The sequence below is a fragment of the Roseovarius aestuariivivens genome, from assembly GCF_004761875.1.
GTDB lineage: Bacteria > Pseudomonadota > Alphaproteobacteria > Rhodobacterales > Rhodobacteraceae > Roseovarius > Roseovarius aestuariivivens.
In genome coordinates this window covers 266,309-284,754 of sequence record NZ_SJEY01000003.1, presented here as the reverse complement: position 1 = coordinate 284,754, position 18,446 = coordinate 266,309, and the positions used below count along the sequence as shown (strand labels likewise).

Genomic DNA, 18,446 nt, shown 5'->3' with positions numbered 1-18,446 from the left:
GCGATCAAGCAGGCGCGTCACACCGGCCACATGCCCCGAGCCGGCGCGCAAGCGACGGCGAGATGAGCTCTTGCGCGCCTTGGCGCGCGCTACTGGATTACCCGCCCAGGGCCGCGACGCCGGGCAGGGTCTTGCCTTCCATCCATTCGAGGAAGGCCCCGCCGGCGGTGGAGATATAGGTGAATTGCGAGGCTGCATCGACCTTGTTGAGCGCGGCCACGGTATCGCCGCCGCCCGCGACCGAGACGAGCTTGCCCGAGCGGCTGAGCCCTGCGGCGTGGGCCGCCGCCGCGTTGGTGGCGGCGTCAAAAGGCTCGATCTCGAACGCGCCCAGAGGGCCGTTCCAGATGAGTGTCTGCGCGCGGTCCATCGCTGCGGTGATGTGAAAGACGCTGTCGGGGCCCGCATCGAGGATCATCGCGTCCTCGGGGCAGTCTTCCGCGGCCACGACCTGCGCCTCGGCGCCGGCGCGGAATTCCTTGGCGACGACCACGTCACGGGGCAGCAGGATTTCGCAGCCCGTCTGCGCGGCTTTCTCGGCGATGGCGCGGGCGGTGTCGGTCATGTCATGCTCGCAGAGCGATTTTCCCACATCGAGGCCCTGGGCCGCCAGAAACGTGTTGGCCATGCCGCCGCCGATCACCAGCATGTCGACCTTTTCCACGAGGTTCGACAGAAGGTCGAGCTTGGTCGAGACTTTCGCGCCGCCCACCAGCGCCAGCACGGGCCGCTTGGGTGTGCCAAGGGCGGCCTCGAGCGCGGTGAGTTCCGCCTCCATCAGGCGGCCCGCGCAGGACGGCAGCAGATGCGCCAGCGCCTCGGTCGAGGCGTGCGCGCGGTGCGCGGCCGAGAAGGCATCGTTGCAGTAGACATCGCCGAGCCCCGCAAGGCGCTGGGCGAAGGCCGGATCGTTGGCCTCTTCGCCCGGGTGGAAGCGGATGTTTTCCAGCAAGAGCACATCGGCGGCGCGCATCTCGTCGGTCAGTTGCTCGGCCCCGTCGAGGGTTTCGATGAAGCGCACGGACCGTCCCAGCGCGTCTTTCAGCGCGGGCACCAGCGGCCGCAGGGACATGGCATCCACGACCTTGCCCTTGGGCCGTCCGAAATGGGCGATCAGCATCGGCTTGCCGCCCTTGGCCAGGATGTCGCACACCGTGGGCACGATGCGTTCGATCCGGGTCGCGTCGGTCACGCGGCCGTTTTCCACGGGCACGTTGATGTCCACGCGGGTCAGCACCGTCTTGCCGGAAAGATCCATGTCGTCGAGGGTTTTCCAGGCCATGCGCGCCTCCTGCCGTCACCGTGGTCGGGCGCCTTTTGGCGCGGGGCGCGCGTGGCGTCAACCTCCGTGCTTGGCAAAGCCCGGGGGAGGGCCTAGGTAACGGGGCGACAGGACGAGACAAAGGAGGGCCGCATGGCCGAAATCAAGGACCCCGAGAACACCATCCTGATGGAGTTGAAAGACGGCACCGTCACCATCGAGCTTCTGCCCGACGTGGCGCCGGGCCATTGCGAGCGCATGAAGGAACTGGCGCGCGCGGGCCAATATGACAACGTCGCCTTTCACCGGGTGATCGACGGCTTCATGGCGCAGACGGGCGACGTGGCCAACGGCAACATGGAAAAGGATTTCAACCTGCGGCGCGCGGGCACCGGCGGCAGCGACCTGCCCGATCTCAAGGCCGAATTCTCGGGCGTGCCGCATGACCGGGGCACGCTGGGGGCCGCGCGCAGCCAGAACCCTGACAGTGCCAACAGCCAGTTCTTCATCAACTTCAAGGACAACCATTTCCTGAACCGGCAATACACGGTCTATGGCCGGGTGATTTCGGGCATGGAGCATGTGGACGCGATTACGCGCGGCGAGCCGCCCGCGAACCCCGACCGGATGATCAGCGTGAAGGTGGCCGCGGATGCATAAGTTCTTGTCGGCAGCAGCCTTAAGTATTCTGGCCGCGCCTGCGCTGGCCACCGGCCTGACCATCGAGGTGGCGGGCGAGGCCAACGGCACCGTGCAGATCGATCTGTTCGAGGACGTGGCCCCGGGCCATGTCGAGCAGATCACCGCGCTGGCCGAAGAGGGCGCCTATGACGGGGTCGTCTTTCACCGGGTGATCGACGGGTTCATGGCGCAGACGGGCGACGTGGAGTTCGGCAAGATGGGCGGCGACATGCGCCGCGCCGGTATGGGCGGCAGCGACCGGCCCGACCTGCAGGCCGAATTCTCGGACATTCCGTTCCAGCGGGGCGTGGTGGGCATGGCCCGCGCGCAAAATCCCGACAGCGCCAACAGCCAGTTCTTCATCATGTTCGCCCCCGGAGAGTTCCTGAACGGGCAATACACGGTCGTGGGCGAGGTCACGGACGGCATGGACGTGGTCGACCAGATCAAGCGCGGTGAAGGCCAGAACGGTGCCGTGATCGGCCAGCCCGACGTGATGCAGTCGGTCACGGTCACGGACTGACTTATGACGGCCACGGGATACGAGCCTCTGGATACGCTCAAGCCCGTGGCCGACGATCTTTGGATCATCGACGGCGCGGCGGTGCGGGTGATGGGGTTTCCTTTCCCCACGCGCGCCACGGTGGTCCGGCTGCGAGATGGCGGGCTTTGGGTGCATTCGCCCACGCCTTTGACCGAGGGATTGCGCCGGGAGATCGAAGCCGAAGGCCCGGTCGCGCATCTGATCGCACCGAACCAGTTTCATTTTCTGTATCTGAACGCGTGGGCCGCGGCCTTTCCCGAGGCCGCCGTCTGGCTGAGCCCCGGCGCGCGGGACCGGGCGGCGCGTTCCGGCGTGACACTGCCTGAGGGCGAGGTGCTGTGCGGCGCGGGCCCGGAGACGCCCTGGGCCGGACAGATCGAGCAGCTTTTGATCAAGGGCAGCCGCTGGCACAAGGAGGTAGTGTTTCATCACAAGGCCTCCGCGACGACAATCCTGACCGACCTGATCCAGGCGTTCGAGACCGAAAAGCTGCCCGCGCGGTGCCGGCCTTTCGTGTGGCTGAACGGGATCGATGACAGTGACGGCAAGACGCCGCCGCTGATCCGCTGGAGTTTTCGCGACAAGAACGCGATGGCGGGGGATCTGGAGACGGTGATCGGTTGGGGCGCGCGGCGGGTCATTCTTTCGCACGGCCGGTGGTACAGGCGCGACGGCACTGCCGAGCTGGAACGGGCGTTTCGCCGGGTTCTGGGCGCGAGGGCCTGGGAGCGGGCCTTGGCCGCGCAGAAGGCGGGCGAGGCGTCGCGGCGGTAAACTGTGCGTCACATCCGCGTGCGGGGGCTGGTGAACCCGCCGCCAAGGGCGCAGGATGGGGCGGCCCGGAATGGAGCGATGCCATGCGACCCCGTTGGATCCTGCCCTTTGTTCTTGCGCTGATGGTCACGCCCGCGCTGGCCGATCCGGCCTTCTGGCGGCACGAGTGGCCGGGCACGGATTTCAGCCGAAAGAGTGTCGAGAGCTGGGTCGAGATCCAGTCTGGCGGGCCGGGACGCGACGGCATTCCCGCGATAGACGCCCCGCGTTTTGCGCCGGTGGCGCGCGAGACGCGGCTGTCCCCGCGGGAGGCGGTAATTTCACTGAGCCTTGGCGGGCGCGCGCGGGCTTATCCGATCCGGTATCTCATGTGGCACGAGATCGTGAATGATCGGGTCGCGGGCGTGCCGGTCGCGGTGACCTTCTGCCCCTTATGCAATTCCGGGCTGGTGTTCGACCGGCGCGTGGGCGGGCGTGTGCTGAGTTTCGGGGTCACCGGCAAGCTGCGTCATTCGGACATGGTGATGTATGACCGCCAGACCGAAAGCTGGTGGCAGCAGGCGGTAGGCGAGGCCATCGTGGGCGAGCTGACCGGCAGGGAGCTGCGGCAGATCCCCGCCGTGATGGAAAGCTGGGCGCAGTTTCGCGCGCGCCACCCGCAGGGCGAGGTGCTTCAGCCGCCGGGCGCGGCGCGCGATTACGGCCGCAATCCCTATGCCGGCTATGACCGGGCGTCTCGACCGTTTCTTTATTCCGGGGAAAATCCGCCGCATGGCATCCACCCGCTGGCGCGGGTCGTGCGGGTGGGCGACCGGGCCTGGCCGATGAGCCGCGTGCGCAAGGCCGGGCGGATCGCCGAGGCGGGCGTCGTGCTGAGTTGGGAGGCCGGGCAGGCCTCGGCGCTGGATGCGGGGCGCGTTGCCGACGGGCGCGACGTGGGCACGGTGCGGGTGCGTGATGGCCAAGGCCGCGACCTGGCGCATGACATGCTTTTCGCCTTCGCCTTTCATGCGTTCTTTCCCGACGGGCGCTGGATGATCGACTGAGTCGACAGGCTTAGCGGATGAGGTTCATCCGGGGCTTGAATCGCGCGCGGTATTCTTTCGGCATGTGGCGATTGAGGCGACGGTTGATCAGCGCGAAGACCCCGATCACCGACAGGCTGAGCAGGATGAAGTAGAACGCGAAGATCGGGTAGGGGATGAAGGGGTTGAAGGTCTTGTCCGCGAAAAAGCTTGCGTAATAGAGCGCGTCGCCGCGTTGCTGCCAGGCCGGGAAGGCCGAGAAGAAGACGAGCGCCGTGGCGTGGAAGAGAAAAATCGCCTCGTTCGTGTAGGCGGGCCAGGCGAGGCGCAGCATGGTGGGCCAGATGATCCGGCGAAAGCGCGTCCAGCCGGTGAAGCCGTAGGCGTCCGCGGCCTCGACATCGCCCTTGGGGATCGAGCGCAGCGCGCCGTAGAAGATCTCTCCGGAATAGGCGGCGGTGTTGAGGAAGAGCACGATGAGCGCGCCAATGGCGGCAGAGGTGAAGGGATCGAAGATCTCGAACCGGGACTTGAGCGACAGGAAGAGGGCGTAGAAAAAGAAGAACTGGATGAAGAGCGGCGAGCCGCGGAAGATGAAGATGAACCATTCCGACGGCTTGCGGATCAGCCGGTTCTTCGAGGCCTTGCCCAAGGCCACGGTGGTGGCGAGGAAGAACCCGAAGAAGAGCGCCAGCACGCCGAAATAGATATTCCAGATGAGGCCCGAGCCGATCAGCGTGAAATGCTCGCAGAGCGTATAGCCCTCGCGCGGCAGCAGCCGCTCTCCGATACCCAGAGAGCGCAGCGCGTAGTCCTGAACGGTTTGCCAGCAGCTCATGTCGCGGCCTTTCTCAGGGCTTCGCCGCCCGTTGTGGCCTGCCCGTGGCTGAGCCGTATCATCAGGCGGTCGAGCGCGATCTCGGAGATTCGCGTGAGGCCGAGGTAGAAGACCAGCAGCGCGAGGAAGTACCACATGCGCCAGTCGCCGTGGGGATAGTCGGTAAAGCGCGGATTGGCCGTGCCACCCAACTCGCGCGCCCAGTAGACGATATCCTCGACGCCCAGCAGAAAGAGGAGCGGCGTGGCCTTGGTCAGCACCATCCAGAGATTGCCCAGACCGGGCAGGGCGTAGACCCACATCTGCGGCACGAGGATGCGCCAGAAGGTCTGGCGGCGCGACATGCCATAAGCCTCGGCGGTTTCCAGCTGCGCGCGGGGCACGGCGCGCATGGCGCCGTAAAGCACGTTGGCGCAGAAGGCGCCGAAGACGATGGCGAAGGTCAGCACGGCCAGAAAGAAGCCGTAGGTTTCATGGATCCATTGCGCGGAGGTGCCAAGCGGCAGCTTGGCTTCGGCACAAACGATGAAATCGTTGCCCTGCCGGATCGGCTCATCCCAGTCGGGGCATTTGACCTTGTGGCGGATCCACTCGAAGCCCTGGTCTAGTGCGATCACGAAGAAGAGGAAAAAGGCGATGTCCGGCACGCCGCGCACAATCGAGATATAGCCGTGGCCGAAGACCCGAAGCGGCAGGAGGCGCGAGCGCGCTGCCATGGCCCCGCCAAAGCCGAAGATCATGGCGGCAGGCGCGGTGATGGCCAGGAGCGCCAGCACCACCAGCGTCGCGGTGTAGAGATTGGCGTGCTTGGCCGTGGTCAGGTAGCAGGCGAGCCAGCGCAGGCTGTCGAGGGTTTCGGGATCAGCGCAGAAGCTGAACATGGCTGCCTCCTTTGCCGCTGTAAAGGCAAGGTTTTCCGGACTTTTCCACCACCCCCCGCGAATGGCAGGCTACAGTCGTGGCGTCCGACGGGCGTTTATTGTCAAAAATCAATTTCAGGAGACGCGCCATGAGCGATTCATTTGTGTTCAAGAAGCCAATTGCGGCGGTGGTCGATAACGGGTCCGGCATGTTCCAGCCCCTTGCGGTGGAGACGTTCGAAGATCCGTCCTTCGGCAAGACCGGGCCGGTCACGTTTGAGGGCCCCGATTTCAATCCCTATGCGTATCTGAAGATCGGCGATATCGCGGGGGAATCCTTTACCGATGAGGGCTTCATGCCGGTGGCCTTCGAAGATCCGTCCTTCGGTTGAGAGCCGGGCCGCGCGGGGGAGATCCCGCGCGGCCCGCAAGCGATCAGAAGGTCGAGGAGACCTCCCATTTCTCGATCAGTGCGTTGAGCGAGCCGTCATCCTTCATCGACTGGATGGCGGCGTCGAACGTCTCGCGCAGCTCGGCGTCGGATTCGCGGAAGCCCATGCCGACGCCGCCGCCCAGGGGCACATCCTCGCCCACGAACATCAGCTCGGAGTCTTCGGCCGCGATGGGCGCAAGGTAGGATTTGTCGGCCAGCACCGCGTCAGCCTCGCCGTTCTTCACCGCCGCGACGGTTTCCTCGGGCGTGGCGAACTCGACCAGCGTGGCGCCCTGTTCGGCCACGTAAGCGGCCTGGATCGTGCCGGTCTGCGCGGCAACCACGCCGCCGGCGACGTCCACATCCTCGGAGAGGCCCAGATAGGCCGAGGGATCGGGCGGCGTGTAATTCTGGGTGAAGTCGATGACCTCATCGCGCTCGTCGGTGATCGACATGCCGGCGATGATGGCGTCGTAGTTGCCCGAAACGAGGTTCGGGATGATGCTGTCCCAGTCGTTGGTGACCCATTCGCAGGTCAGTTCGGCGCGTGCGCAGAGCTCATCGCCCAGCTCGCGCTCGAAGCCGTCGACCTCGCCCGCGTCGTTGATAAAGTTCCACGGCGCATAGGCGCCTTCGGTGCCGAGGCGCACGGTCTTTTCATGACCGGCGGCCAGGGCCATGCCGCCCGCGAGGGTCAGGGCAAGGCCGGAAAGAACGAGTGTTTTCATGAGTGTCTCCCTTTTCTAGTTATGGGTGGTCAGGCGGCCATGGTGGAGCTGAGAAACTGCTGCAGCCGCTCTGATTTCGGGGCGCCGAAGAGGGTCTGGGGCGCGCCTTCTTCCTCGATGAGGCCCTGATGCAGGAAAATGACGTGATCGGACACGTCGCGGGCCATCTTCATGTCGTGTGTGACGATCATCATGGTGCGGCCTTCGGTGGCCAGATCCTTGATGACGCGCACCACTTCCTGTTCCAGTTCCGGGTCGAGCGCCGAGGTCGGCTCGTCGAAGAGAAGCGCCTCGGGCTCCATGCAAAGCGCGCGGGCGATGGCGGCGCGCTGCTGCTGACCGCCGGAAAGCTGCGCGGGATAGACATCGCATTTGTCGCCGATGCCGACCTTGTCGAGGTAGCCGCGCGCGGCCTTCTCGACCTCGGCCCGGTCGCGGCCCAGCACGGTCACCGGCGCCTCCATCACGTTTTGCAGGATGGTCATATGCGCCCAGAGGTTGAACTGCTGGAAGACCATGCTGAGATTCGTGCGGATGCGCAGGACCTGACCGGAATCGGCGGGGTGGCGGGACAGACCGCTGCCCTTCCACTTGACCGGCTCGCCCTTGAAGAGGATGTCGCCCTGCTGGCTGTCTTCGAGCAGGTTGGCGCAGCGCAGAATGGTGGATTTGCCGGACCCGGAAGAGCCGATAAGCGACACGACCGTGCCTTTGGGCGCGGTGATGTCGACACCCTTGATCACTTCGAGAGACCCGTAGGCCTTGTGAAGATTGCGGATTTCGATGACGGGCGTTTCGTCGGCCAAGGCGGGTCCCGGTGTTGATGCTGCGCGTAATCGCACACACTAGGACGGAAATTGTAACGTATTGCAACTTGCAAAACGCCGAAACGGTGGCATTCGCCTGCAAATTGGGCGCTTTCGCGGGACAATCGCGGGGGTTCCGTTGCGTCAGGCGGGTGGCGGCGCGGGCGTCGGCACGGCCAGATAGACCGCAGCCGGGATGGTGACGAGACCGTAAAGCCCGAGTGCGTCGCGGTCGGGAGCCGGCAGGGTCCGGATGGCCTGCGCGAGGGCGGCGCGCAACGGGGCCGGAACGCGGTCCGGGCCGGTGATATAGGGCAGGGCGGGCGTGGGATCGGTCATGGCGATCACGCGCAGATGCCGCGCGGCCGGGTCATGCCGCTGCATCAGCCGCCATGTCTGGGCGTCGAGCGCGGCCAGATCGGCGTGGCCGTCGGCGACCGCGCGGGCCGAGGCGACATGCGCGCCGGTGCGGCGCGTGTCGATGAAGGCGAACCCGCGATCGGCGGCATAGGTGGCGGGCGCGGCCCACCCGCTTTGCGACAGTGGCTCGTTATAGGCGAAGGGGCTTTCGGCGAATTCGACGGGATCGCTGCGGGGATCGCTTTGGCGGGCCACGAAGACCGACGCGTAGTGCCCCGGCGGGCAGCCCGGCAGGCGGTGTTCGGGCGTGGCGACGAGGGTGACGTGACCGTGAAGGCGGGCGCGGTAAGGATACCCGCAGGTCTGCGACAAAAGCAGATCTGGCGCGGTCCAGTCGTCCCACGGGTTGGCGGGATGCGAAAGGGTATCTGGACCGTGGCCGAGGGCGGCGCGGACGCCGCGCCAGAGCCGGTGATGCGCGCCCCGCAGGTCGGGGCGGTCATACATCGGCAGGCTGGCGCGCATCGGGCGTCAGCCGCTGATACGCTGGCGGGCCTTGGCGCTGTCGACGTCACTGACCCCGAGGAAATTCGCCGCCATGCGCACCAGCGCGTCTTCTTCGGCGTCACGCTCGCCATCGGCGAGGGCCACCTGCCAGAGCGCTTCGATCACGGCGAGACGATCCTGGTAGGCCACCGCATCCTTGATCGCGCGGGTGAAACGCACGGTGTCCGGCGCCTCGGATTCCAGCTGTTCGGCCTCGGCACGGAGCGCCTTGGCGTCATCGTGGCTCAGCCCATAGCGTTTGCCGACGATCTTTTCGATGCGCATGATCTCGGACGCGGCATAGTAGCCGTCCGACTTGGCCATGCGCACGAGAAGCGCGGTCAGCGCGCGGCGCGCATCGGTATCGTCGAGCGGTTCCGGCTCGGGTGCGAGGAGGGAGTTGAGGAAATCTGCAAACATGTTGGAGATATAAGCCGTGTCTTGGTGCGGTCCAATGGGATCAGGCGGATTCGGCGCGGACGCGGGCGGTTTCGGCGTCTTCGTGGCTGAGGCCGAGCGCCTCGCGGACCTCGTCGCACATCGCTTCCTCGGCGGGGCGGATGTCACCGTCGGCGAGCACCACTTCCCACAGCGCCTCGAGCGCGTCGGCGCGGGCGTCGAAGCTGACGGTTTCGCGGATGAGATGGGCGAAGCGCCCGGTGTCCGGCGCGGCCCGGTCGAGCCGTTCGCAGGTGGCGCGCATCTTGGCCGCCTCGATGGGTTTGAGGCCGAAGAGCCGTGCGAGAAGCTTGTCGATCTTGCTGATCTCGGCCAGCACGTAGGTGCGGTCGGATTTCGCCGTGCGCACCAGAAGCGCGCCGAGCGCGAGCTTTTCGTCGAGCTCGGGCAGGGGCGGCGGCGCGGGCGCGTCGAAGGCGTGGCGCAGGCGGTGCAGGAAGGCGGCGACGTCCATGAGTTAGCGGGCCTTTCGGGATCAGCCAAGTTTTGGCGCAATCTGATAAAGAATGTCGTCGATGGCAATCCCGCCCGGATCATCGTTGAGAATGAGCACGCCGGCGATGTCGCGCAGGCCACGGGTGCGCCGCAGGGCGATCTCTGTCACGCCGGGGCCGAGCGGCGTGACGTGGCGCGCGATCTCGTGACCCTGCCGCGTGTAGAGGACGAGCGTCACGCGGCCGCGGCGCGCCGGACGCTGGCCCAGTGGATCGGGGTAGTCGGAATGAACCCGCAGACCGATTTCGGCCTGATCCTCGTCAAAGAGCAGGGCCACGGCCCCTTCACCACGGGCGGCAAGGTCGGGAAACCCGCGCGGCCCGAGCGGGAAGAGCGCGTTCGATCCGAAACCACGGTGATGGGCCACAGACTGGTTCGTGCCGGATGGCCCGGGGCGCAGGGCGAGCGGGCCAAGGGGTGCGCCGCCCACGCTGTCGAACGGGCCATGCGCAGCGACCGTCTGGCCCGCAAACCGCTCGGCCAGCCAGAGCGCGCCGAGGCGCATCGGCGCGTCGAAATTCAGGCCCGGTTCGGCCCGTCGCGGCAAGGCGTCGAAGGTGACGCGGCCCGCCGACGTGGCGGCAAGATCGTCGTAGGAGATGGGCACGACCACGTCCTGCGCTTGCGCGGCCGGGGCCGCGAGCGCGCAGCCAAGCGCCAGAACGCCCGCGCGGATCTGTCTCAAACGGGTCACATTTGCTCCCAACTAACTCCGCTTTTGCGTGGCACGATGACATGTCGCCCGAACAAGAATGGCTTGTCACATGTCTGCCCATGCGCGTTTTTCTCAGTATGACTGGTCCCGTGGCACCGCGGAAGAGCAACTGGCGCTGGCGCGCACCGGCACGGATGCGCAGTTGCGCGACCTTGCGCTGCGCTACGACTGGAATGGGCATCCGCAGCATGTGCTGGGCTGGATCATGGCGCAGAAATGCATCGATCTGGGCACCGCGCTCAGCGTCTTTTTCAACGGCCAGCCGGAGCGGTTCAACTATCTGCCCAAGCGCGAGGTGCCCGAGGCGCTGCGCGGCGCGGCGAGCGTGCTCGACACGATCTGCCTGCGGCTCAATTCGGGGTTCTACCTGGTCTGGCCGGATCGGGATGTGACCGACCGGCTGCGGGTCGAAGGGTGGCTGCGCACGCAGGCCGACGATAGGCAGACGGGCCGCAAGGGTCGCTTTGTTCTGGACGAAACGATCGTGTCGACGCTGCTCAACAACGAGCTGAGCCTTGATCCGCGGGCGGAAACGGCGGTCTATTGCGAGACAAGCTCGCTCTGGCGGGATATCTTCAGCCCGGTGCTGGAGCTTGGCGTGTCGCGCCGGGTGCTGCGTTACAAGCCGCAGAACGACGACGATGACGATTTGTCGAAGCTGCATTTCTGAGCGGCACTGTCGCTTCGTAGCGAAAGAAACCAACGACCTGTGACTTATCCGCTCGCGCGCCCGGTCAGACGAGGCGCGAGGCTGCCACGGCGGCGTGGATGAAATCGGCGAAGAGCGGGTGCGGGTCGAAGGGCTTGGACTTTAGCTCGGGGTGGAACTGCACGCCGATGAACCAAGGGTGGTCCTTCCATTCCACGATCTCGGGCAAACGCCCGTCGGGCGACATGCCGGTAAAGCAGAGCCCCGCCTCTTCGAGCTTGTCGCGATATTTGATGTCGACCTCGTAGCGGTGGCGGTGGCGTTCGTCGATATGGGTGGAGCCATAGACCTTGGCGACCTTTGAACCCTCCTTGAGCACCGCGTCATACGCGCCGAGGCGCATCGTGCCGCCCTTGTCGTCGCTGACCTTGCGCTGCACCTTCTCGTTGCCCTGCACCCATTCCTTGAGGTGATAGACCACGGGCGTGAAGCGTTTCTTGCCCGCCTCGTGGTCGAATTCCTCGGAGCCGGCATCCTGCAGCCCGGCCACGTTGCGCGCCGCCTCGATCACCGCCATCTGCATGCCGAGGCAGATGCCCAGATAGGGGATCTTGCGTTCGCGGGCAAACTGCGCCGCCTTGATTTTGCCTTCGGTGCCGCGCTCGCCGAAGCCGCCGGGCACGAGGATCGCGTGGTAGCCTTCGAGATGCGGGGCGGGATCCTCGGTGTCGAAGATCTCGGCGTCGACCCATTCGACATTGACGCGCACCCGATTGGCCATGCCGCCATGGGTCAGCGCCTCCTTGATCGACTTGTAGGCGTCTTCGAGCTGCGTGTACTTGCCGACGATGGCCACGTTCACGGCGCCATCGGTGTTGTGGATACGGTCCACCACGTCCTGCCATTTGGTCAGGTCCGGCTTGGGCGCGGGCGAGATGGCGAAGGCGTCGAGCACCGCCTGATCGAGCCCCTCGCGATGATAGGCAAGCGGCGCCTCGTAGATCGAGCCCAGATCGTAGGCGGCCACCACGGCCTCTTTGCGGACGTTACAGAAAAGCGCGATCTTCTCGCGCTCCTTGTCCGGGATCGGCTGTTCGGAGCGGCAGACGAGGATATCGGGTGCGATGCCGATGGACTGCAGTTCCTTGACGGAGTGCTGGGTCGGCTTGGTCTTGAGCTCGCCCGAGGCCGCCAGATAGGGCAGCAGCGTGAGATGCATGAAAATGCATTCCCCGCGCGGGCGGTCGTGGGAAAACTGCCGGATCGCCTCGAAGAAGGGCAGGCCCTCGATATCGCCGACGGTACCGCCGATCTCGCAGAGCATGAAATCAACCTCGTCGTCGCCGATGGCGAGGAAATCCTTGATCTCGTTGGTGACGTGGGGAACCACCTGAATGGTCTTGCCGAGGTAGTCGCCGCGCCGTTCACGTTCGAGCACATTGGAGTAGATCCGGCCCGAGCTGACGGAATCGGTCATGCGCGCGGGCACGCCGGTGAAGCGTTCGTAATGGCCGAGATCGAGATCGGTTTCGGCGCCATCATCGGTTACGAAAACCTCGCCATGCTCAAAGGGCGACATGGTGCCGGGATCGACGTTGAGATAGGGGTCGAGCTTGCGCAGGCGAACCGAAAAGCCGCGCGCCTGCAGGAGCGCGCCCAGGGCGGCGGAGGCAAGCCCCTTGCCAAGAGAAGAGACGACGCCGCCGGTGATAAAAACATAACGTGCCATGGGCTGGCGTCCCCCCGTGAATTGCTGTCGCCTGCGTCTGTGATGAGGCCCCGGCAGGCCGGATTCGGCCGCAGTTCCACGGGACCTAACCCATAAAGGATTCGGCGCGGGCGCGCAAGACGACCGCTAGATGATGGTGTTGAGGGGCAGGGCCCCTCAAAGCCTTGTGTCAGTCTGCGGTGGGTGTCAGCGGCGCATCGTCGCCCGCGCTGGGCGGCAGAAGCCCCTCGCCGGTGGCGGGCAGGCCCGGTGCGCCATCGGGCGCCTGGACCGGGGCGGGTGCGTCCGTGATCCGGTCGAGCACCGAGGCCCCGCCGGAGTTCTGCGCCGCGATGATGGTCAGGGTGAGCGAGGTCGCAAATAGCGCAAACCCGAGGATCCAGGTCATCTTGCCCAGAGCCGTGCCCGCAGAGCGGCCGGTCGCCACGTTGCCGCCGCCGCCCATGCCAAGCCCGCCGCCTTCGGAGCGCTGCAGAAGCACGACGCCGATCAGCGCGAGAGTGAGAAGAAGATGTACGAGCAGGATGACGTTCTGCATGGGGTGCGCGAGCCTTTGTCCCGGGATTAGCGCGTATCTAGGCAAAACTGGCCCGCGCTGCAACCCGCCTTCGTCGCGGTCGGCCCGCGAGGCCGAAGACGGCGCGGCAAAGCTAGCGGCGGGTGAACCTGCGCAGCTTGGCCTCGTACATCCGCGCGTCGGCCACGTCGATCAGTTGGCCGACCGTGCCCGCGTCGTCGGGAAAAATCGCGGTGCCGAAGCTGGCGGCGAGATGCAGCGGGCCTGTGGCCGTCTCGAAGGGGCGGGCGAAACAGGCCTGCAGCCTGGCGCGGCGCCGTTCCAGGCCGGCGCAGGTGTCGATGTCGCGCAGGATGGCCATAAACTCGTCTCCGCCTGCGCGCCCGGCCACGTCGCCCGGGTCGATCTGGCGCGCGATTCGCGGGGCCACCGCGCGCAGGATGCCATCGCCGGCGGTATGGCCGCAGGAATCGTTGATCTGCTTGAACCCGTCGAGGTCGATCGACAATAGGGCGAAGCGCCCGCCGGTGCGGCGGGCGTGCGTTTCGGCGCAGCAGAGCTGATCGTCGAGCTGGCCACGGTTCAGCAGGCCCGTGAGCGCGTCGCGCGTGGCCCGGCAGTGCAGGTCGTCGAGCAACCCGGGATCGGTTTCCAGCGGGCGGATCCGGGACACAAAGTGGTCCGGCGTGCCGGAGGCGTCGCGGATCAGGGTGACGCAGAGCTCTGTCCAGAGCGTTTCACCGGTGCCCCGAACGTAGCGCTTGAGAATGGAATAGGCGCCGCAGCCGCGCGCCAGAACGCGCTCAAACTGTGCCTCGTCGCGCAGAAGGTCCTCGGCATGGGTGATATCGTGAAAGCGCAGGCGTTCCAGTTCGCTGCCCGAATAGCCAAGAAGCTGTTGCAGCGCCCGGTCCGTTTGCAGAAAGCGCCCGTCGGTTGCGACCTTGGCCGTTCCGATAGGATCGGTCGCGGCCTTCGTCGGGGGAGCGAAACGGACCATACCGGAATCCTCGTAAATGCCTCAACGGTATGGGCGCAAGCGTTAAGAAAACCTTAACGTCTTGCCGGTGCGCGGACTGTGCGCGAGATTCCGGTTTCGCCCGTGCGAGCGCGTCGGTATACGGGCGCGGGCTCTTCCGAGCAATTCAAGAGGGACAGCATGGCAAACGTGGTCGTCGTTGGCGCCCAGTGGGGCGACGAGGGAAAAGGCAAGATCGTGGACTGGCTCAGCGAGCGCGCGGATGTGATCGCGCGGTTTCAGGGCGGGCACAATGCGGGCCATACGCTTGTGATCGACGGCAAGGTCTACAAGCTTAACGCGCTGCCTTCGGGCGTTGTGCGTGGCGGCAAGCTGAGCGTGATCGGCAACGGCGTCGTGCTGGACCCCTGGCACCTGGTGAACGAGATCGCGTCGATCCGTGAGCAGGGGGTGGAGATCACACCCGACACGCTGATGATCGCCGAAAACACGCCACTGATCCTGCCGATCCATGGCGAGCTGGACCGCGCCCGCGAAGAGGCCGCGCGCAAGGGTACCAAGATCGGCACAACGGGGCGCGGCATCGGCCCGGCCTACGAGGACAAGGTCGGGCGCCGGTCGGTTCGCGTGGCGGATCTTGCGGATGCCGCGACGCTGGAGGCGCGGGTGGACCGCGCGCTGCAGCATCACGACCCGCTGCGCAAGGGGCTGGGGATCGAGCCGATCGACCGCGATGCGCTTTTGGTCAAGCTCAAAGAGATCGCGCCGCAGATCCTGCCCTATGCCGCGCCGGTCTGGAAAGTGCTTATGGAGCAGCGCCGCGCGGGAAAGCGGATTTTGTTCGAAGGCGCGCAGGGCGCGCTTCTGGACATCGATTTCGGGACCTATCCCTTTGTCACCTCCTCGAACGTGATCGCCGGGCAGGCGGCGACCGGCGTGGGGCTTGGCCCCGGGGCGATCGACTATGTTCTGGGGATCGTGAAGGCCTATACCACGCGGGTCGGCGAAGGGCCGTTTCCGACCGAGCTTGACGACGATGACGGACAGCGTCTGGGCGAGCGGGGCCGCGAATTCGGCACCGTGACCGGGCGCAAGCGGCGCTGCGGATGGTTCGATGCCGCCCTTGTGCGTCAGACCTGTGCCACGTCTGGGGTGAAAGGGATCTCGCTGACCAAGCTTGACGTGCTGGACGGGTTCGAGACGCTCAAGATCTGTGTGGGCTACGAGGTCGATGGCACACGGCTGGACTACCTGCCGACGGCGGGCGACCTGCAGGCGCGCTGCAAGCCCATTTACGAAGAAATGCCGGGATGGAGCGAGTCGACCGAGGGCGCGCGCAGCTGGGCCGATCTGCCCGCCAACGCGATCAAGTACGTGCGCCGGGTAGAGGAGTTGATCGACTGCCCGGTGGCCCTACTTTCCACCTCACCGGAGCGGGACGACACCATCCTGGTGACCGATCCCTTCGCCGATTGAGGATGCAGACGAGGTAGGCATGGCCCTGAGTTACAAAGCCCGTAAACGATGGTCGCTTTTCGTGCTGATCGTGGCGCTGCCGCTTTACATGGTGGTGGCGGTCACTTTTGCCGACTGGCTGCGCAATGCGCTGGGCGGGCTGAGTGTGCTGGCCGAACTGGCGCTGTTCGTCGGGCTGGGGATCTTGTGGATCCTGCCCTTGAAGCCTGTGTTCAAGGGCGTGGGCCAGCCCGATCCCGAGGCGGAGCCGAAGGACCAAGGCTGAGCCGCGCTCAGGGGCAGATCGAACTGCCCGGCAAGAGCGGCGGCGCGAGCACGGCCAGCTTCGGGCAGACAGGTCCCGCACGGCAGCTGAACACCCACCAGTCGAGCTCCCGGTAGAGCACGGTGCCGCCGGCCATTGTGCGCATGTTGGCCACCTGATTGTTGTTACGGAACGTGACATGGCGCGGACAATTAGCCCCCAGAACCGAAAGCGTCGGATTGGCCGCACTGGCCGCAAGCAGCCCGTCGAAGCTGATCTCGCGCACCGATTGCGCGGGTGGCACACCGAGGCCCGCCACGAGCGGTGAAAGACCGGCGACGGTGGTGGTGTCGCCCAACGACTGCCGCTGCAGGAGGTCGGTGGTGACGTGGTCGCGCCCCAGAATATAGCCGTCGAAACAATCGGTTTCGGAACCGGAAACAAGGCAGGAGGCATCAAGCGCGCTGCCTTCGACCCCGTGAAAGAGCCGCGCCTGCTTGGTCCGCAGATCCATAAAGTCCTGATAGGTGGGCGTATTGGCCATGACGCTGAAATCGATCCGGGGGTCCTGCATGTCGACGCCGCCGCCCGCGTCGAGCGCGCCGATCACGCGCGCATCGGGATACCGCGCGGCAAGTCTGTCGATGTGGTGGCGCGCGCCGTTGGCGCCGGCGCTGTCGCCGCTAAGCAGGATGGTTGCCGCGTCCGCGAGGGGCGGCATGGTGTAGGTCACGGGCGGCGCGCCGAAACTGGCGACGGCGCCTGCGTCGAGCGTGTCGAGCATTTCGGCCACGATCGCCTCGCCCATGAAGGCGATGCCGCTGATGTCGGCGGGGTCGGTATCGTCGGGATCGATGGATTCGGCCGTGCCGGGCAGGGTGGAGCCGATCCAGGTGTCGGACGAGCAATAGGCGGCCAGAACCTGATTGGCGCGAGCAAACCGGTTGGCGGGGCGGTCGGCAAAGAGGCCCGTGCCCTCGATCTGGTCGGCATAGCCCAGCGAGCTCATCAGACCGGGCTTGTCGGTGAATTTGGGGCCGGTGGCGCAGAAGCGCGCGCGGCACTCGGCAAAGCTCCGGCACGAGCCGCCGCCCTTGAGGTGGATATGGTACATGTCGCGCAGCGGGTTCGGCGCGCCACCCGGGCCGGTCGCGGGCGCGGGACGGATGTAGATCACCGCCGGAGACCCGTCGTTGCAGATCGCATCGCCGGTCAGCGTTACCTTGACGAGGGGCCGCGACGTGCCGCCCCAGGCGGGCAATTCGCCGTTCCAGATCGGGTTGGACGCGGGCGGCAGGGCGCCACCGCAAAAGGCCGCGTCGAGCGGCGGCGAGGTGGGATCGGCGGCGAGCTGGGCCGAGGCGGGTGCGGCGACAAGAAATAGCGTGGCGGCAAAAATCAAAAAAGAGCGCAACATGGGACAAATCCTTTGAGACGAGTACCCGTCAGGATGCCCCAGGGGCGCTGTAAAAAGCCAGTCAGGTTTTTACGACTTGCGCCGCCGCCCGAAAGCGGCCCGGCTTAGCGGTATTCGTAGCGGCAGAACTTGATGCCCAGAATGCCGGTCTTGCGGCAAATGCGGACCCGGACGCGCTGTCGAGTCGGGGTGGTGCGGGCGCGTGGCGGCTCGTACGCGGCGAACTCCGCCTCGCTTTGAGCGCGCAGATCCTCGAGCTGCGTGGCGTCGAGATAGCCTGAGGCCGCAAAGCCCGCGGTTTCCTGCCAGGTCGAGATGGCACTGCGCGTATTGGGCCCGAAAACGCCGTCGACGCCCCGGGGGTCGAAACCGATGAGGCGCAGGCGCAGCTGCAGCTCGCGCCGCGCGGTGCGGTCGAGCCCGAGCGCGGCCTCGGTCTCTGCTGTGGCGGGCGCGGGGTCGGTCGCGACGGTCTCGACCGGCGGCGGGGCGTCCTGCGACGCATAGAGACGGTCGACGCCCGTCGCGGTCATGACGACGTCGAATTCGCCGCCCGCGTCGTTGATCGGCAGGGGCACGCAGTCATAGAGCGTCTGAAGGCCGTGAAAGTAGAGCTTTTGTTCGTCGCCGGTTCTGTTGACGTTGCCCACGCGCCGGGGCACGCCGCCCAGCTTGCCGTCGTCGAGCAGCCGAAAGCGCAGGGTGACCGTGGTGTCGGCATCGATCCCGTCGGGGTCGGCAAAGCACGTGCCGAGCGCTTGCGTCAGACGCAAAGCGGTCTGGTCCGCCGCCGGTTGCGCGGTGTCGGTGCGCGCCTGAGCATCGCCTGTGGCCACAGCGCATAGCAAAGCGGCGCAAAGAAGCCCGTGCAGGGCGGAGAGGGATGGCGGCGGCAGGGTCATGCGGGCGG

General features: G+C 66.2%; 22 protein-coding genes. 8 read left to right on the top strand and 14 right to left on the bottom strand.

Features of this window, described 5'->3' with window-relative positions:
* Window positions 1-97: 97 nt before the first annotated feature.
* Window positions 98-1,282, bottom strand: a complete 1,185-nt coding sequence (locus EZV60_RS06865) for a phosphoglycerate kinase (RefSeq protein ID WP_135503641.1) — start codon at window positions 1,280-1,282, stop codon at window positions 98-100.
* A 132-nt stretch (window positions 1,283-1,414) separates the two neighbouring features.
* Between EZV60_RS06865 and EZV60_RS06860 the strand changes: the two genes are divergently transcribed.
* The 4 genes from EZV60_RS06860 (at window position 1,415) to EZV60_RS06845 (ending at window position 4,306) form a co-directional block, all read left to right on the top strand.
* On the top strand, window positions 1,415-1,921 hold the full coding sequence (locus EZV60_RS06860; RefSeq protein ID WP_135503639.1) for a peptidylprolyl isomerase: 507 nt from the start codon (window positions 1,415-1,417) through the stop codon (window positions 1,919-1,921).
* Window positions 1,914-2,465, top strand: coding sequence for a peptidylprolyl isomerase (locus EZV60_RS06855; RefSeq protein WP_135503638.1), 552 nt, complete (start codon window positions 1,914-1,916; stop codon window positions 2,463-2,465). The genes EZV60_RS06860 and EZV60_RS06855 overlap by 8 nt, the downstream gene beginning before the upstream one ends.
* 3 nt (window positions 2,466-2,468) lie before the next feature.
* Window positions 2,469-3,260 (top strand): DUF4336 domain-containing protein, encoded by a 792-nt coding sequence (locus EZV60_RS06850; RefSeq protein ID WP_135503636.1) that lies wholly within the window; start codon window positions 2,469-2,471, stop codon window positions 3,258-3,260.
* A gap of 83 nt (window positions 3,261-3,343) precedes the next feature.
* Window positions 3,344-4,306: a DUF3179 domain-containing protein gene (locus EZV60_RS06845; RefSeq protein ID WP_135503634.1), complete on the top strand. Its 963-nt coding sequence runs from the start codon at window positions 3,344-3,346 to the stop codon at window positions 4,304-4,306.
* Between the two features lie 10 nt (window positions 4,307-4,316).
* Here EZV60_RS06845 and EZV60_RS06840 read toward each other — a convergent pair whose 3' ends face one another.
* Window positions 4,317-5,123, bottom strand: a complete 807-nt coding sequence (locus EZV60_RS06840; protein WP_135503632.1) for an ABC transporter permease — start codon at window positions 5,121-5,123, stop codon at window positions 4,317-4,319.
* Window positions 5,120-6,004: an ABC transporter permease gene (locus EZV60_RS06835; RefSeq protein WP_135503630.1), complete on the bottom strand. Its 885-nt coding sequence runs from the start codon at window positions 6,002-6,004 to the stop codon at window positions 5,120-5,122. Before EZV60_RS06835 ends, EZV60_RS06840 begins: the two co-directional genes overlap by 4 nt.
* Window positions 6,005-6,132: 128 nt before the next feature.
* Here EZV60_RS06835 and EZV60_RS06830 point away from each other — a divergent pair, with 128 nt between their 5' ends.
* A complete protein-coding gene (locus tag EZV60_RS06830) occupies window positions 6,133-6,375 on the top strand; it encodes a hypothetical protein (protein WP_135503628.1) in 243 nt (80 codons plus the stop codon).
* Between the two features lie 43 nt (window positions 6,376-6,418).
* Here the strand turns inward: EZV60_RS06830 and EZV60_RS06825 are convergent, their stop codons facing one another.
* The 6 genes from EZV60_RS06825 to EZV60_RS06800 all read right to left on the bottom strand — a co-directional run bounded on the left by EZV60_RS06825 (window position 6,419) and on the right by EZV60_RS06800 (window position 10,504).
* Window positions 6,419-7,144, bottom strand: coding sequence for a transporter substrate-binding domain-containing protein (locus EZV60_RS06825; RefSeq protein WP_135503626.1), 726 nt, complete (start codon window positions 7,142-7,144; stop codon window positions 6,419-6,421).
* 29 nt (window positions 7,145-7,173) lie between these two features.
* A complete protein-coding gene (locus EZV60_RS06820; RefSeq protein ID WP_135503624.1) occupies window positions 7,174-7,950 on the bottom strand; it encodes an ABC transporter ATP-binding protein in 777 nt (258 codons plus the stop codon).
* 144 nt (window positions 7,951-8,094) lie between these two features.
* On the bottom strand, window positions 8,095-8,835 hold the full coding sequence (locus tag EZV60_RS06815; protein ID WP_135503622.1) for a phosphate/phosphite/phosphonate ABC transporter substrate-binding protein: 741 nt from the start codon (window positions 8,833-8,835) through the stop codon (window positions 8,095-8,097).
* Window positions 8,836-8,841: 6 nt separating this feature from the next.
* A complete protein-coding gene (locus EZV60_RS06810) occupies window positions 8,842-9,276 on the bottom strand; it encodes a tellurite resistance TerB family protein (RefSeq protein WP_135503620.1) in 435 nt (144 codons plus the stop codon).
* A gap of 40 nt (window positions 9,277-9,316) precedes the next feature.
* Complete coding sequence (locus EZV60_RS06805) at window positions 9,317-9,769, bottom strand: tellurite resistance TerB family protein (RefSeq protein WP_135503618.1); 453 nt, start codon at window positions 9,767-9,769, stop codon at window positions 9,317-9,319.
* A 21-nt stretch (window positions 9,770-9,790) separates the two neighbouring features.
* A complete protein-coding gene (locus EZV60_RS06800; RefSeq protein ID WP_135503616.1) occupies window positions 9,791-10,504 on the bottom strand; it encodes a hypothetical protein in 714 nt (237 codons plus the stop codon).
* 70 nt (window positions 10,505-10,574) lie between these two features.
* On the opposite strand from EZV60_RS06800, the gene EZV60_RS06795 reads away from it, so the two are divergent.
* Window positions 10,575-11,195, top strand: coding sequence for a hypothetical protein (locus EZV60_RS06795; protein WP_135503614.1), 621 nt, complete (start codon window positions 10,575-10,577; stop codon window positions 11,193-11,195).
* A 64-nt stretch (window positions 11,196-11,259) separates the two neighbouring features.
* Here EZV60_RS06795 and EZV60_RS06790 read toward each other — a convergent pair whose 3' ends face one another.
* The 3 genes from EZV60_RS06790 to EZV60_RS06780 form a co-directional block, all read right to left on the bottom strand.
* A complete protein-coding gene (locus tag EZV60_RS06790; RefSeq protein WP_135503612.1) occupies window positions 11,260-12,903 on the bottom strand; it encodes a CTP synthase in 1,644 nt (547 codons plus the stop codon).
* A gap of 169 nt (window positions 12,904-13,072) precedes the next feature.
* Entirely contained in the window at window positions 13,073-13,441 is a 369-nt protein-coding gene (secG, locus tag EZV60_RS06785) for a preprotein translocase subunit SecG (RefSeq protein ID WP_135503610.1), read from the bottom strand.
* Between the two features lie 112 nt (window positions 13,442-13,553).
* Window positions 13,554-14,420, bottom strand: coding sequence for a GGDEF domain-containing protein (locus EZV60_RS06780; protein WP_135503608.1), 867 nt, complete (start codon window positions 14,418-14,420; stop codon window positions 13,554-13,556).
* Between the two features lie 159 nt (window positions 14,421-14,579).
* Here EZV60_RS06780 and EZV60_RS06775 point away from each other — a divergent pair, with 159 nt between their 5' ends.
* Window positions 14,580-15,875, top strand: a complete 1,296-nt coding sequence (locus EZV60_RS06775) for an adenylosuccinate synthase (RefSeq protein WP_135503606.1) — start codon at window positions 14,580-14,582, stop codon at window positions 15,873-15,875.
* Window positions 15,876-15,894: 19 nt separating this feature from the next.
* Window positions 15,895-16,140 carry a DUF2842 domain-containing protein gene (locus EZV60_RS06770; RefSeq protein WP_135503604.1) on the top strand — a complete coding sequence of 82 codons (246 nt, stop codon included), beginning with the start codon at window positions 15,895-15,897 and terminating at the stop codon, window positions 16,138-16,140.
* A 7-nt stretch (window positions 16,141-16,147) separates the two neighbouring features.
* Here the strand turns inward: EZV60_RS06770 and EZV60_RS06765 are convergent, their stop codons facing one another.
* On the bottom strand, window positions 16,148-17,536 hold the full coding sequence (locus tag EZV60_RS06765) for a pectin acetylesterase-family hydrolase (RefSeq protein WP_135503602.1): 1,389 nt from the start codon (window positions 17,534-17,536) through the stop codon (window positions 16,148-16,150).
* Between the two features lie 104 nt (window positions 17,537-17,640).
* Window positions 17,641-18,438: a peptidoglycan-binding domain-containing protein gene (locus tag EZV60_RS06760; RefSeq protein WP_135503600.1), complete on the bottom strand. Its 798-nt coding sequence runs from the start codon at window positions 18,436-18,438 to the stop codon at window positions 17,641-17,643.
* Window positions 18,439-18,446: the final 8 nt, after the last annotated feature.

Bases quoted from the DNA above. Each gene is read 5' to 3' on its own strand.
- EZV60_RS06865 (WP_135503641.1), bottom strand. From the start codon at position 1,282: ATGGCCTGGAAAACCCTCGACGACATGGATCTTTCCGGCAAGACGGTG.
- EZV60_RS06860 (WP_135503639.1), top strand. From the start codon at position 1,415: ATGGCCGAAATCAAGGACCCCGAGAACACCATCCTGATGGAGTTGAAA.
- EZV60_RS06855 (WP_135503638.1), top strand. From the start codon at position 1,914: ATGCATAAGTTCTTGTCGGCAGCAGCCTTAAGTATTCTGGCCGCGCCT.
- EZV60_RS06850 (WP_135503636.1), top strand. From the start codon at position 2,469: ATGACGGCCACGGGATACGAGCCTCTGGATACGCTCAAGCCCGTGGCC.
- EZV60_RS06845 (WP_135503634.1), top strand. From the start codon at position 3,344: ATGCGACCCCGTTGGATCCTGCCCTTTGTTCTTGCGCTGATGGTCACG.
- EZV60_RS06840 (WP_135503632.1), bottom strand. From the start codon at position 5,123: ATGAGCTGCTGGCAAACCGTTCAGGACTACGCGCTGCGCTCTCTGGGT.
- EZV60_RS06835 (WP_135503630.1), bottom strand. From the start codon at position 6,004: ATGTTCAGCTTCTGCGCTGATCCCGAAACCCTCGACAGCCTGCGCTGG.
- EZV60_RS06830 (WP_135503628.1), top strand. From the start codon at position 6,133: ATGAGCGATTCATTTGTGTTCAAGAAGCCAATTGCGGCGGTGGTCGAT.
- EZV60_RS06825 (WP_135503626.1), bottom strand. From the start codon at position 7,144: ATGAAAACACTCGTTCTTTCCGGCCTTGCCCTGACCCTCGCGGGCGGC.
- EZV60_RS06815 (WP_135503622.1), bottom strand. From the start codon at position 8,835: ATGCGCGCCAGCCTGCCGATGTATGACCGCCCCGACCTGCGGGGCGCG.
- EZV60_RS06810 (WP_135503620.1), bottom strand. From the start codon at position 9,276: ATGTTTGCAGATTTCCTCAACTCCCTCCTCGCACCCGAGCCGGAACCG.
- EZV60_RS06805 (WP_135503618.1), bottom strand. From the start codon at position 9,769: ATGGACGTCGCCGCCTTCCTGCACCGCCTGCGCCACGCCTTCGACGCG.
- EZV60_RS06795 (WP_135503614.1), top strand. From the start codon at position 10,575: ATGTCTGCCCATGCGCGTTTTTCTCAGTATGACTGGTCCCGTGGCACC.
- EZV60_RS06790 (WP_135503612.1), bottom strand. From the start codon at position 12,903: ATGGCACGTTATGTTTTTATCACCGGCGGCGTCGTCTCTTCTCTTGGC.
- secG (WP_135503610.1), bottom strand. From the start codon at position 13,441: ATGCAGAACGTCATCCTGCTCGTACATCTTCTTCTCACTCTCGCGCTG.
- EZV60_RS06780 (WP_135503608.1), bottom strand. From the start codon at position 14,420: ATGGTCCGTTTCGCTCCCCCGACGAAGGCCGCGACCGATCCTATCGGA.
- EZV60_RS06775 (WP_135503606.1), top strand. From the start codon at position 14,580: ATGGCAAACGTGGTCGTCGTTGGCGCCCAGTGGGGCGACGAGGGAAAA.
- EZV60_RS06770 (WP_135503604.1), top strand. From the start codon at position 15,895: ATGGCCCTGAGTTACAAAGCCCGTAAACGATGGTCGCTTTTCGTGCTG.
- EZV60_RS06765 (WP_135503602.1), bottom strand. From the start codon at position 17,536: ATGTTGCGCTCTTTTTTGATTTTTGCCGCCACGCTATTTCTTGTCGCC.
- EZV60_RS06760 (WP_135503600.1), bottom strand. From the start codon at position 18,438: ATGACCCTGCCGCCGCCATCCCTCTCCGCCCTGCACGGGCTTCTTTGC.